The 14187-nt window shown below is 49.9% G+C and carries 8 protein-coding genes; 4 read left to right on the top strand and 4 right to left on the bottom strand.

The window, feature by feature from the left end; translation table 11 throughout:
* Window positions 1-222 precede the first annotated feature (222 nt).
* The 3 genes from ACO0LK_RS08030 to ACO0LK_RS08020 all read left to right on the top strand — a co-directional run bounded on the left by ACO0LK_RS08030 (window position 223) and on the right by ACO0LK_RS08020 (window position 3971).
* Window positions 223-1437, top strand: a complete 1215-nt coding sequence (locus tag ACO0LK_RS08030) for an MFS transporter (protein WP_422973895.1) — start codon at window positions 223-225, stop codon at window positions 1435-1437.
* A 25-nt stretch (window positions 1438-1462) separates the two neighbouring features.
* Window positions 1463-1594: a hypothetical protein gene (locus ACO0LK_RS08025; protein WP_422973893.1), complete on the top strand. Its 132-nt coding sequence runs from the start codon at window positions 1463-1465 to the stop codon at window positions 1592-1594.
* Between the two features lie 187 nt (window positions 1595-1781).
* The gene (locus tag ACO0LK_RS08020) at window positions 1782-3971 is read left to right on the top strand and encodes a M3 family metallopeptidase (RefSeq protein ID WP_422973891.1); all 2190 of its coding nucleotides are present in this window, start codon (window positions 1782-1784) and stop codon (window positions 3969-3971) included.
* A 113-nt stretch (window positions 3972-4084) separates the two neighbouring features.
* On the opposite strand, the gene ACO0LK_RS08015 is transcribed toward ACO0LK_RS08020, so the two are convergent.
* Together ACO0LK_RS08015 and ACO0LK_RS08010 are read right to left on the bottom strand one after the other, a co-directional pair.
* Window positions 4085-4384: an energy transducer TonB gene (locus ACO0LK_RS08015; protein ID WP_422974139.1), complete on the bottom strand. Its 300-nt coding sequence runs from the start codon at window positions 4382-4384 to the stop codon at window positions 4085-4087.
* A 192-nt stretch (window positions 4385-4576) separates the two neighbouring features.
* Window positions 4577-6313 (bottom strand): methyl-accepting chemotaxis protein, encoded by a 1737-nt coding sequence (locus ACO0LK_RS08010; RefSeq protein WP_422973889.1) that lies wholly within the window; start codon window positions 6311-6313, stop codon window positions 4577-4579.
* A 267-nt stretch (window positions 6314-6580) separates the two neighbouring features.
* Here ACO0LK_RS08010 and ACO0LK_RS08005 point away from each other — a divergent pair, with 267 nt between their 5' ends.
* Window positions 6581-6901 carry a hypothetical protein gene (locus ACO0LK_RS08005; protein ID WP_422973887.1) on the top strand — a complete coding sequence of 107 codons (321 nt, stop codon included), beginning with the start codon at window positions 6581-6583 and terminating at the stop codon, window positions 6899-6901.
* On the opposite strand, the gene ACO0LK_RS08000 is transcribed toward ACO0LK_RS08005, so the two are convergent.
* Both ACO0LK_RS08000 and ACO0LK_RS07995 read right to left on the bottom strand, forming a co-directional pair.
* Window positions 6898-9753, bottom strand: a complete 2856-nt coding sequence (locus ACO0LK_RS08000) for a TonB-dependent receptor domain-containing protein (RefSeq protein WP_422973885.1) — start codon at window positions 9751-9753, stop codon at window positions 6898-6900. The two genes, ACO0LK_RS08005 and ACO0LK_RS08000, sit on opposite strands and share 4 nt — an antisense overlap.
* Before the next feature lie 767 nt (window positions 9754-10520).
* A complete protein-coding gene (locus ACO0LK_RS07995; RefSeq protein ID WP_422973883.1) occupies window positions 10521-13634 on the bottom strand; it encodes a TonB-dependent receptor in 3114 nt (1037 codons plus the stop codon).
* Window positions 13635-14187: the final 553 nt, after the last annotated feature.

Below are 14187 nucleotides of genomic sequence, written 5' to 3'. Positions count from 1 at the left end.
ATCCCCGTCCATGCGGTTAAATTGCCTTGTTGTGTTCAGGTGTATTTATACGCGAGTGTGCGGCACTGTTCTAGCCGTTTTCGGACAAACAAATCCTGCCACCTGCTGGCTTATACTGATTGCCAGAATGACAGCCCTGTCATGGTCTTTGCGGCAGTCCACATGATGTCCGGGTTTCGACTACACTGGAACGTATTTACTTATTCGTAAACCTTCTACCCCATGACGACCCAACGCGCCCCTGATCTCAAGACCGTGCTGATTGCCAGCGGTTTCGTACTAACGCTTGCCATGGGCGTAAGACATGGCTTTGGACTGTGGATGCAGCCTATATCGCAGGCGCATGGCTGGACCAGGGAAACCTATTCGATGGCAATGGCCATGCAGAATCTGATGTGGGGTGTATTTGGCCCGTTTGCAGGGATGGCCATCGACCGTTTCGGCACCATGAAGATGGTGATACTCGGTGCCTTCCTGTATGCAGGTGGCTTGTTGTGGATGGCCATGATAGATCAGCCTACCGTGTTTATTCTGGGTACCGGCGTGCTGATTGGTGGGGCTCTGGCCTGTACTTCATTTGGTGCCGTCAGCGGCATCATAGGTCGCACCGCACCGCTGGAAAAACGTTCATGGGCATTTGGTATTTCATCTGCTGCCAGTTCTTTCGGACAATTTGTCATGATGCCGGTGGAACAGCAACTGATAGGACACACCGGCTGGCAAAATGCGTTTTACATGCTGGCGGCGCTGGTTGTCATCATCATGTTGCCTATGGCATGGAAACTACGTGAACCTGCTCTCGAACAAGCCAGCGGGCCACAGCAAAGCATCACACAGGCAATACGCGAGGCCTTTGCCTACAAACCTTTCCTGTTGCTGCTGGCAGGGTATTTTGTGTGCGGCTTCCAGGTAGTGTTTATCGGCGTGCACATGCCGGCTTACCTGAAAGACAAGGGCATACTTGACCCGAATGTCGCGGTCTTTGCGCTGGCCCTGATCGGTCTGTTCAATATCTTTGGTTCGTATTACGCTGGCAAGCTGGGCGGTATGTTTTCCAAACCTTACCTGCTGTCCACGATTTACCTGTCGCGCACGGTGGTGATCGGCCTGTTCCTGCTGGCACCTTTATCGTCGTATTCCATTTACGCTTTTTCTGCCGCGCTGGGCTTGCTGTGGCTGTCGACCGTGCCACTCACGAATGGCATCATCGCCGGTATTTTCGGGGTGAAGTACCTGTCCATGCTGTCCGGCTTTGTGTTTTTCTCACACCAGGTGGGCAGCTTCATGGGTGTCTGGCTGGGTGGCTATATTTATACAAAGACCGGCAACTACGATATGGTCTGGGGCATCGTGCTGGCGCTGGGTATTTTTGCCGCCCTGGTGAATTTCCCTATCAGCGAAAAACCTATCGTGCGTGAACAGGCAGCAGTTGCATGATGAAAATCTCCACCCTGCCCAGATCATGATACCCCGCAAAAAAATACCGCAACTACTATGGCTTGCCTTGATGGCCATGGTACTGGCATTGACTTTCATGGCCTATCTGCGGCCGGCTTTCATCCTTGAACTGGCGAATCGCTTCGTTCTTTGCTGAAACTCCTTCCCCTGCCTGAACTCTGCGTTGGCCATACACCTGGCCACGCAGCTTGGCAACGCCTGTAATGACAACCCAGATCTCTAGGGCGATGTGGAATTATTTCCCGGCATGATGGTCTGATACACTGTTTTCCTCTGTCATTATCCATCTCAGTCACTTCATATCCACTCATACCGGAAACCTTATGAACAAACACCTCATGCTCATCATGCTGAGTTCTGCACTGGCAATTCAATCCAGTCCGGCGAACTCTGCTACAGCTGAAACAGCGGCCAATGCCAGCACGACCAGCACTACCAGCAGCAAAAAGCCCCTCGGCACCCTGGCGAATAACCCTTTCGCCACGGCCAGCAGCCTGATGTATGAGTACCCGCCTTTCGACAAAATCCGCAATGAACATTATGCCCCGGCCTTTGCCGAAGGTATGCGCCAGCACAATGCCGAAATTACTCGTATCGCGAATAACCGTGCAGCACCGACTTTCGACAATACCGTGGTGGCGATGGAACGCGCCGGGCAGATGCTGAACCGCGTATCCACGGTGTTCACCAACCAGACTTCCACCAATACCAATCCGGTACTGGAAACCCTGTCACGCGAGCTGGCCCCCAAACTGGCGGCCCATCAGGACCAGATTTTTCTGAATACGCAATTATTCAAACGCGTCAGCAAACTCTATGAAGCACGCAGCAGCCTGAACCTGGATGCCGAATCCTTGCGCCTGCTGGAAAGGTATTACACCGACTTTGTACGTGCCGGTGCCAAACTGGCAGAAGCAGACAAGACCAAATTGAAAGCCATGAATGCGCAACTGGCGACACTGGCTACACAGTTCAGCCAGAACGCGCTGAAAGAAAGCAATGCCGGTGCCATCATTGTCGATAACAAGGCTGACTTGCAGGGCCTGTCAGACGGTGAATTGTCCAGCGCTGCCGAAGCCGCCAAGGCACGCGGTTTGAATGGCAAATACGTGATACCGCTGATGAACACCACCGGCCAGCCATTTGAAGCCGTACTGGCGAACCGTGCACTGCGCCAGCGCCTGCATGAAGCATCGGTCGCACGCGGCAGCCATGGCGGCGAATTTGATAATCGCGATGTCATTCTCAAGATCGTCCGTCTGCGGGCAGAACGGGCCACGCTGCTCGGTTACCCCAACCATGCTGCCTATGGCCTGGAAGATGAAACCGCAAAAACGACGACCGCGGTCAACAAGATGCTGGGCGAACTGGCTCCGGCAGCGGTCAACAACGCCAGGCTGGAAGCAGCAGAACTGCAAAAACTGATCGATGCCCAGCAAGGCGGCTTCAAGCTGGAAGCATGGGACTGGGCTTACTACACCGAACAGTTGCGCAAGGCAAAATACAGTTTTGACGACAGCCAGTTACGTCCCTATTTTGAGTTGAACAATGTACTGGAAAATGGCGTGTTCTACGCAGCATCGAAACTGTATGGCATCAGCTTCAGGGAACGCAAGGACTTGCCGGTGTATCACCCCAGCATCAAGGTATATGAAGTGCTGGATGCCGATGGCAGCAGCCTGGCGCTGTTCATTGCCGACATGTATGCGCGTGATACCAAACGCGGTGGCGCATGGATGAATGCCTATACAGAACAATCCGGTCTGTTTGGCACCCACCCGGTGATAGCCAATCATCTCAATATTCCACAACCACCGGCGGGGCAACCTACCCTGCTGACCTTTGATGAAGTGCGTACTGCATTCCATGAATTTGGTCATGCACTGCACGGCATGTTTTCCAAAGTGAAGTACCCGCGCTTTTCCGGCACCAATGTCCCGCGTGATTTTGTCGAGTATCCCTCCCAGGTCAACGAAATGTGGGCCACCTGGCCGGAAGTCTTGAAGAACTATGCAAAACACTATCAGAACGGCGAAGTCATACCGCAATCACTGGTTGACAAGATCGGTGCCGCCAATCAGTTCAACCAGGGCTTCACCACGACTGAATACATTGCGGCATCGCTGCTGGACCAGCGCTGGCATCAATTGACGCCAGCACAAATTCCGAACGATGCACTGGCCTTTGAAGCGCAGGCGCTGAAACAGGCTGGTGTGGACTTTGCCCCGGTACCGCCACGCTATCGCACTACGTATTTCTCGCATATTTTTGGTGGTGGCTATTCAGCCGGCTATTACGCCTATTTGTGGAGTGAGGTGCTGGATGCCGAATCGGTAGAATGGTTCAAGGAAAACGGTGGTCTTAGCCGCAAGAATGGCGACTGGTTCCGGCAACAATTGCTGTCCAAGGGTGGTAGCATTGATCCGCTGTTATCTTTCCGTAATTTCCGTGGACGTGATCCAAAAATTGAACCCTTGCTGATACGCCGTGGTCTGCAATCAGGGCAGAAATAAACGCTCATAGCTCAGCCAAAAACAGGAAGGGGACACATAATTGTGTCCCCTTCCTGTTTTATATTCTGATTTATTGCTCAGGTGACCCGGCTTCTGTAGTCACCGCCCGACGTTTACTCGAGCTTCCAGACGAAATCAACTTTGGCCCACAATTGATCTGGTTTGCCATCTTTGGTACCTGGTTTGAATTTACATTGGCTCAACGCACCCAATGCTGCTTTGTCCAAACTTTTGGAGCCGCTGGATTTGTCCACTTTTGATTCGACGACTTTACCGTCAGTACTGATCAGAAAACCCATGGTGACTGTGCCGGTCTCTTCATTCATCAGAGCGGCTTTGGGGTATTTTGGTGGTTCACAGGATTTGCTATCCATGACTGGTGAAGTTTCGGCCGCCAGTACGGAAGCGCTCATTGCCAGCAGCAGGGATGAAACGAGGATGGATATTTGCGGTTTCATAAAAATATTTTTATTCACTTTTGGTCAGTATAAAAAATTTCTGGCAGATTACAAGTCAAGGATTGTTAACTGTCATTCATAGGGCCTGAAACCTGATGTCGGCAAACCGGCTGTCAACACAGCCGGGCCGGACGCATCACAGAATGATCAGAACTCTTCCCACTCATCGCTTCTGCTTGCCGATGCTGCTTTTTTAGGCTGTGCCTTGGCGGCAGGCAAAGATTTTACCTGGCTGCTTCTGGCCTTGGGTTTGATGGCGACAGGTTCAACACGACGCACAGGTGCAGGTGTTGGTGCAGGCGCTGCACTCAGTTGCTGTACGCGTTCACCTGCCTGCAATTTAAACACGCTGACCACTTTGGCCAACTCAGAGGCCTGATCCTGCAAACTTTGAGCGGCAGCAGCAGCTTGCTCAACCAGAGCAGCATTTTGCTGAGTGACGCCATCCATTTCGATAATGGCATGGTTCACATGTTCAATACCGACACTTTGCTCCTGGCTGGCAGCACTGATTTCGGCAATGATATCAGTCACATGTTTCACGCTGGAGACAACCTGGTCTATCGTCACACCAGCCTGCCCAACCAGCTTGGTACCGATTTCCACTTTTTCTACCGATGTGCCGATCAGGGTCTTGATCTCTTTGGCAGCAGCGGCACTGCGTTGTGCCAGATTACGCACTTCAGCTGCAACCACGGCGAAACCACGGCCCTGCTCACCGGCACGTGCAGCTTCCACCGCAGCGTTCAGCGCCAGAATATTGGTCTGGAAGGCGATACCATCAATCACGCTGATAATGTCGACGATTTTCTTGGACGATTCGTTGATGGAACCCATGGTGTCAACCACCTGTGCCACCACGACACCACCCTGACGCGCAACTTCGGATGCCGATGCGGCCAGTTGATTGGCTTCACGCGCATTGTCGGCATTCTGTTTCACTGTCGTCGTCAGTTCTTTCATGGACGACGTGGTTTTTTCCAGAGAGCCAGCCTGCTGTTCAGTGCGTGAAGACAGATCCAGGTTACCAGTCGCGATTTCGCTGGATGCGGTGGCGATGGTGTCAGTGCCAGTACGTACCTGGGCCACGATATTCACCAGGCTGTCGCGCATGTTTTTCATTTCATACAGCAGGCTGTCCTGGTCACCAGACTTCAGTTCTATCTGTCCGCTCAGGTCACCGGCAGCAATCTGGCCAGCGATGGTTGCCGCATAATCAGGCTCACCACCAAGTTGTTTCAACAGGCTGCGGCTGATCGCCCAGGCGGCCACGATACCGGCGGCCAGCGCCAATGCACCCAGTACCAGCATCAAGGTAGTTGCAGCCTTGAAGGCGGACTTGGCTTCTTCTGCCGTTTGTCCGTTCAGCTTGTCTTCCAGCGTGACCAGTTCATCCAGTGTATCCAGCCACTTTTTCTGAACTGGGCGGAGTTTCTTGATCAGGGTAATGGTCGCTACTTCAGCATCGTTGGCCATACCCAGTTCCTGGGCCTTGGCTGGCAGGGATGCGGCAGCGGTTTCTGCTTCCTTGAGTTTGGTCAGCAGGGTTTTCTTTTCTGCCGTGACATTGCCTTCATCCAGCGCCATCTTGCTCAGCTTTTCATCGGCAGCAGCATATTTCTTGGTCTGGTCGGCAATCTTGGCCAGTTCCGGTTCCATATCTGCTGCATCGTTAAGCAAAGTCAGGTTACGCAGCGATACCATGCGGTCATACACAATCGCACGCATGTCCAGCGCCAGACGGGTCTCGGCATTGCTGACATTCACGATCTTTTCAAGGCGGCCCTGAATCTGCGACATCCTCGAAATGCCGACGACAGTCACCGCAATTAATAGTGCTAAAACCAGAGCAAAGCCCAGCCCCAGACGTTTACTTACTGTCATTTTTGATAAATTCATTTGCTTGACTGGTTTTAAAAAGGTTTAAGAAGTGAAGAATCCCGATAAAGCTCTATTAGTCCCCATTCTCCAAACAATTTCTGTCTCTTTATTTTCCAGATCAAAAGAAAAATAGCTTTGATCGGCTTGAAACCCAAAAAACCGATGGAAACTGGTGTTTTTGGAGTTATCAGCTTTTAAATTATGGGAATACGGGGATTAAAGTTAGAAATATACTCGAATTTTGCCCACTGGCAAGGGGTATTTACTCTGATGAGCTCCACCAAAATGCAAGATTTTGATAGTTATGGAAAGAAAGTATTTTCATTTGTGCAGGCATTAGAAATTGCTTATTTTTTATGCAGACTAACTTATTCCTGTCCAGCGCGTGTTATGACTAAATTTTGTTCACGCTTTAAACGTTTTCCCGATGGCAACAACGCTTTGTTGGCAAATAGACCTTGGTGCAGATGGCATCTGCCGGCTTATTTTTATGTAGATCATAGAGTTGGCGCACTAAAATTCGGGAACGCAAAATCGAAAAAAAACCCCGGTTTTTTGACCGGGGTTTTTATGGGGCATATCAATTATTAATACTTGTATGCAGCCGTGACATAGAAAGTACGACCAAGTGGATCGGTGTAACGACCATCGTAACCAACCTGATTACCACCACCTGTGTTACGGATAGTGAACGGTGGATCGACATTGAACAGATTACGGATACCACCTGTAATAGTCAGATTTTTGATTACTTTGGCTTGCAGTTGATAATCAAAAGTCATGTAGTTGCTGACATCACGCGTCATGTCCACATAACCACCGATACTGCCGTCTGAATTCACAGCACGCACATAGCCGTCATCAGCAGTTGCCACTTTGTCGTGGTAGCCGGAACGGTAGTTCATGGTGATGCTGTGGGTGTATTGATCAGACACTTTCAGGGAAGTCACGAGTCTGGAAATGATGCGGAAGGTCACATCATCATAGGAATCGAAACGACCGATACTGCTTTCCTTGGCGGCACCAGGTACATCTTTTTCTGCCGTCAGCATGTATGTACCGGACCAGTTCATGGACAGCTTGCCGATAGGCAGGGCTGTCTTGAAGGTGGCATCCCAGTCCAGACCGGAATAACGTGAGCTGGCCAGATTCACAGGACTGCGTGTTGCCACCAGCACTTTGGATTTCTGGATAGGATCGTAGTACAGGGAGATGTACTGATCAGCCAGTGTAGGTGTCGTGAAAATCAGATCCTGAGACAATTTCTGGATCTGGTTTTTCAACTTTACATCCCACCAGTCCAGGCCCAGAGACAGGCTGCTGGTTGGTTCAAAGCGGAAACCGAATGCTGCCTGTTTGGATTCTTCGGCTTTCAGTGCATCTGCACCTGTGCTTGGGTTACCTTTTTTCAACAGACCATATTCAGCCGTACCGCGGCAATAGGCAAAGCGCGGGTCCGATGCCTTGGTGATAGGGCAAGGGAAGAAGTTCGATGAACCATCATTTTTCAATGGGTCGGAAATATCGTTCAGTGTCGGGGCCTTGAAGCCGGTGCCATAAGAACCGCGCAGCATCAGGCTTTGCACTGGCTGATAACGGGCCGACAATTTATACGTCGCCTTGGAAACAGAAATGCCCTGCGTACCTGGTTGCGATGCATTACCGCTGACGTCATAGCTGACATTGTCTTTCTTCACTGCGTCATAGCTGTCATAACGCAACGCTGCGGTGACATCCAGATTTTTGATCACAGGTAACAGCAATTCACCAAAGGTACCCCAGCTCTTGCGTGAAGCGACCAGACCTTGCGAGCCTGTACCGCCACCGATAATAACGTCCGTCCAGGCAGGATGCTGAGGACCAGGGCCTTGCGAGAGTTCGCTAGGCGCGTCGTTAAAAGATTGCTTGGTCGTGTCAGCGCCCAGGCCCAGCTGTGCCTTGCCGCCGCCCATATCGAACAATTCTTTGGAAGCGCGCGCGCTCAACACGTCAATCTTGGATTTGGTGACGCTCAGATTTTCCTGCAATACTGCGGGAGCCAGAATAGAACTAGCATTCGCATTGATGATATAGGGATTGTAAGCACCAGATTTGACCAATGCGTCAAAGCGGTTCGCGCTCATGTAACCGGAAACAGCATTATCCTTTTCCGTATTTTCGGAATGGGTATAGTTAGCGCTGTAATCCCAGCCTTCAAAACTGCTTTCCAGACCGAGTACCACATGACGGGCCTCAGTTTTATATTCATCCGCACGGCCACCTGCATCAAGGGCGCGGTAATAGAAGAAGGCATCGGTCACATTGTTAGGATTGATACCCTGTCCCGCCAGCAGGGGCACGACTGATTTGTTGTAAGCACCGATGTAGTTCGGATTGATGACTTTCACGCCAGTGACCGGATCAGTACTGAAAGTCGTCAAAGGTTGCGCCGGGGCTGCATAGCGCGCTGTGTTGGAGAAGTTGGACAAGACCACTTCACCAAACAAGGTGGTGTCTTTGCCCACTTTCAGGTTGCCGGATGCAAAGAAGCTGTCACGCTTCAGTTCTGGCATCAATTGTACAGTGGACGCATAATCAAAACGGCAAACACCTCCACGGGCGAATGTGTTTGGACCATTACATTTATTGTTATTCACCAGATCAGGTGAGAAGGTCGCGTTATTGCCCAGGGAATCATAGATATCGGCATTCGCAGGAATGGAATTGATACTGGTCTGCCAGGTAGCGTACATCTTGCCATCTTTGACGAATTTATGAACGCCGGATTTGGCAAAGTCACGCTGCGTTGCTTCCAGTGCCTTTTGTTCATCATGGCTATATGCAAACAAGACGTTAAAACCATCCTTGGCCGGGTCACCAAAACCTTTGGAAATCGAGAAATTACTGCTACGACCGCCGCTTTGTTGCGGGCTGGTCAGCGTTGCTTCCACATTCAGGTCAGTCTGGTTCTTTTTCAGGATGAAGTTGACCACACCGGCAATCGCATCAGAGCCGTACAGAGTGGATGCACCATCCGTCAGAATTTCTACGCGGTCTACGGCGGACAGAGGGATACTGCCCAGGTTCACTGCGCTACCTGTGCCATAAGGCGCCATGCGGCGACCATTCAACAGCACCAGAGTGTAATCCGTACCAATTGCGTGGATAGAGGCGGATTGACGGCCTGCACCACCACCGTTGACGGAGGCAGATGCGGTAATGAAACCTTGCATGGCTGGCAAAGCGGCAACCAGATCGGCCACATTGTTCAAGCCACTTTGTTCTATGTCTTTGCGCGTCAGTGTCTGTACCGGCAAAGCACCTTCTTGCGCAATCCGTTTAATCGATGAACCGGTGATCTCTACTTTTTGTACAGCGTCTTGTGACATTGCCGGTTGTGCCAGCAGGCCTGCACCGACCGCGACACTGCCTACGAACATCAGGCGTACCGATCGGGCCAACATTTTTTCTACCATGACTAATCCCCCAAAAGTATATCTAACAAGTCAGGCTGCGCCTGCAAGGCCCCACCTCGTAAGTGAGACCCCCTATTTGCATAACGCAGCTACATTTCTATCTTTGATGTTTTTTGAATGACCGCATTGTAAAAACCTGATGTTTCACATGGATATGTAAAACATTTGTTTTTTTATTTTTGCTTATGTAAATTTTTTCATCAAAAAACATCTTTTTTCATGGAACCATTTGGGGTGTTTGCTGTCAAGACTGACCTTGAGCCGGGTAAGCTTTGATTGTGTCCATTTGTAATGGAACACACAGATGAATTTTCTTTGATCAAAAGCGGGGATTTTTCGCAATCAAATCTGTGGTGATTTAGCATCGTTTGCACATATATCTATTTAATTTAGTGCATTTCATTTGTGACAGAATTTTCACATAACCAAAACGCAATCTTCTTGATAAAAAATGTTATTAATAAGTGCGTTTTCGAAAAGAAAGAAAATACTCTTCCCTGCGCTCATTGGCATTCATTTTCAAATCGTCCGGCAGCGTCTTTGCAGCAAAAAAATGGACCAAATCAATTGCTGTAGAGCACACTAGAGCAGGGATTCTGAAACCAATTTTTTGTCGTAAATGCACAACAAAGTCATGTCTGAAAATGGCTCGCCACCCCCTCGCCAATCGCTGCTTTTCACAATGAAAAATGCAAAATCCCCTGCCAGCTTTTAATGACAGGGGATTTCGTTTTTAAAGCGTGCTCAAACTATGCTCAGAACTTGTGATTGTACTGAACAGACAGACGGACAGAACGTGGCGCCGTGTACGAGGTTTCCTGACCTGCGGTAGGGCTGATGGCATCACCGGCACGGCTGGTGTTGTAGCCTTCGTCGATACGATCCGCTACCTGGGCATTGAATACATTCAGGACATCAACCTTGAGCAACAGGCCTTTGACCTGACGTGGTTTGTACATGAAGTTCAAATCCAGACGTTTGTCCCATGGCAGTTTGCCCATGGCACCACGACCATTTGCGATACCGGTACTGGCTGGGCACAGATAAAAGATGGAACCGTACTGGAACAGACCCAGACCTTCCTGATCCATGGAGGAAGGAATGTTGCAAGTCAGCGATTTCGGACGGCCGGAAGCAACCAGGACATTCCCACCGACAGCAAATTCAGGTGTGAACTCATACAGACCATAGGCCTTGAACTGGTGAGTACGATCATTTGGCAATAAACCACTGCCGTTAATCATGGTTTCAGGGAAATCCCACAAGGAGCTGAAACCTACGTCAGATTGACCGTTATCCGATTTGGTCTGACCTTCCTGATTACCTTCACTGCGTGACCAGGTGTAGTTGAACTTACCGTACCAGCTGTTACGCAGCGGATGTTCCAGCATGAATTCCAATGCCGTGTAAGTACGTTTCGCAGCTTCCGGGAAACCTGCTTCTGCCGCTGTGATGGTTACAGCACGCTGGCCACCAGTGGCATTGATAGGCACGATGAAGGTATTGTCCTGACCCGGATTGAACAGGGCACCATGCCAGCCTGCATCTTCCAGATAAGCGCGTTCAGCACCAGACAGCTTTTTCAGGATAGGACGAATATCGGAATAATCATCAATCGTGTTTTTCAATTTGCGATAAGTAAATTTGATACCGCCATTGAATTCTGGTGTTAGCGCCTTTTCAAAACCGATATTGATTTCATCCTGATAATGCGACTTCAGATCAACGGCTGCCAGCTCATTGGGAGTCAGTTCTTTACCAAATTCATTATTGGCAGAGACGGTGTTACTGATTGCATTCAAACCGGTAGGTGCGCCAGTTTTTGGATCCACGCCGGTGTAGGTGTAGAACTTGTCAGTGTTGATGGACACACCGGCAAAACGCACAGCCAGATTGGCAGGTAATTGCAGGTGATAACGACCGGCAGTACCGAAGACTTTCAGGGAACCATCACCGTTCACGTCCCATGCAGCAGAAAAACGTGGTGCAATCATGCTCTTCTGTTCAACGAAAACATCGCCTTTACCATTCATGTTGGAAAAGGATTCGTTGCGCAGACCGAAAGTCAGCAATACGTCTTTGGTCACCTGATAGCGATCTTCAATGTACTGTGCAGATTGTTTGACGGAAGGTGTGGAACCGCCGGAAACAATGTTTTCCTGCACGTAGTAACCGTCTTTACCATAGCCGCCACCCGCTGCCGGGGAGATGTTATGACCAGACAAGACCGCGTTCGGATTGGTCGCACGCAGATAGATCCATTGACCACCACCGGCAGCAACCGTACCAGCTACCGCAGTAATCTTGTTGTAATCCAGACCGGCGCGAAGCGTGTGTTCCTTGTTCAGCTTGTACTCAATATCCAGGCGATAGCCCTTGTTGGTATCGTTGGCACCGTCACGCAATAAGGCCGAAGTGAAACCCTGTGGATCAGTTGGTGTGTAGTTAATGCCAGGTACACGGTTGGCTTCCGCTGCCGTGATCGGGCGCAGGCCAGGGACATAGCCAAACGGATCTTGTTTACGTTCGGTTTTTGCCTGACCAACCAAGGCAGTCACTGTCAGGTCATTGGTGAGATAGCCCGTGTATTTCAGGATATCCACATCCGAACCCTGCGCTGCCGCCAAGGCTGCTCCATTCGCATTCAGGCCAAGTACGCCCGACGCATAGTTTTTGAATACAGCGCCGCCATATTGGGTATAGCCACGTTGCTTGGTCGCGTAGTCAAATCCGAAGTATTTGTCATCGACCTTGGATTCATCACCGATGTGGGTATATTCCAGACGGTGATCGTCAGTAATATTCCAGTCAAATTTGGCGATAAAACGTGGCAATTCGGATTTTTCATCCAGCCAGCCCAGTTTATTGTTGGTGGTGTTGCTGGAGGCCAGACGGGCTGTCTGACGCTCGGTCTGGTTCAGTTCAGCACCGATGTACATGAACAGCTTGTCCTTGATGATAGGACCGCTGATATAGGCGTTATAGATTTTTTCAGTGAAGACATCGCCAGCCTTGTAGTTCCAGATCGTGCCGTCAGTGCCTTTGTTGGCAGCAGCGCCAGTGTTCGGGTACATGATGTTTTTGGCCGTAGCGCGCAGGGAATTTGGCGCATAGGTAAAGCCCGCACCGGCTTCCCAGTTATTGGTACCGCTCTTGGTCGTGATATTAATGACACCACCGGTAGAGCGACCGAATTCAGCACCGTAACCACCGGTAATTACCTGGGCTTCAGCAATGGAACCGAAAGGCAGGGAAGAATAACCAATCTGATACAGGCTGCTGGTGACTGGAAAACCGTTGATATAAGCGGCATTTTCGGAAGAGCTGGAACCGCCGAAGCTGGCCGCGTTATTACCGTAGCGGCTGTCGCCACGTGTCGTACCACCAGCCAGTTGCACGATATTGCTCACAGCGGGAGCGATAGGCAGTACGGCAAGTTCTTTGGCGGTAAAGGAGGTGCCTGAATTGGAAGTCTTGACGTCGATCGCCCTGGCTCGCTGGGTAATCTGCACCACTTGCGTACCGAAAGTTGCTTCACTGTCCTGGCCGATACGAACTTCAAGGTCTTGTACAGCAACGACGGATGTGCCCTCCAGCAAAGATACCTTGTAGTTACCGACCGGGACAGAAGTCGCCCGAAAAGTACCAGATGCATCCGGCGTAATGCTACGTTTCACACCATTATCGACACCGACGATGGAAATGCTGGTGTTTGCCTTGACAGCGACCGTACCAGAGATCGTACCAGTTGTATTTGATTGCGCCATGACAGCCGGGTTGATACCGACTGTCATTACACCAGCACCAAACGCCAGGATCAGCGCGCGGGCAACCAGTGTCTTTTTAAATACCAGACTATTTTTAGACATATGTTTTTCCCAAGTATTTTGTATCGACGAAACGCGGTACGAAATATCCTTCAACTCACCAATTTCGCACAACTCCCTCTTTATTGCTGCCATCATTGGATTAACTTCTTTTTATTTTTCCAGTCATCCGGCGGCATTTTTTGCTCTGTCCGGTACTTGGAAACACATGTTCAATGCCAATAATGGTCGAAACATAATAGAAATATCTTTTTAAAAAATTTCTACAAATACAATAATCCGGGTAAAAAATACAGCCCTCATTCCGCCCTGATTTTGAAGTTACAAATGTAAATATTTCCGTCAAAAAATACTCATATTGCATGGAACCATTGGGAAAACGCAGTGTCAAGGCGGTTTTTTGCGGCTGTGGAGCAGGTTTGCGGGGTGGGATAGGCCGATATAAAAATACAAAGCAAAGTAATATTTTTTTATTTATTCTTGCCCAAATTGTCTAATCTTATAACTGGCGGCAACTTTGCTCGTTTTAATTCACTTGCGGAGACACAGGACAAAATTTTATTGCCAGCAGGGGGCTATTGAAGGGACGAAAATT

The sequence above is a fragment of the Undibacterium sp. Ji49W genome (assembly GCF_049340205.1).
Taxonomy (GTDB): Bacteria; Pseudomonadota; Gammaproteobacteria; order Burkholderiales; family Burkholderiaceae_D; genus Undibacterium.
This window is presented reverse-complemented; position numbering and strand designations above follow the sequence as displayed.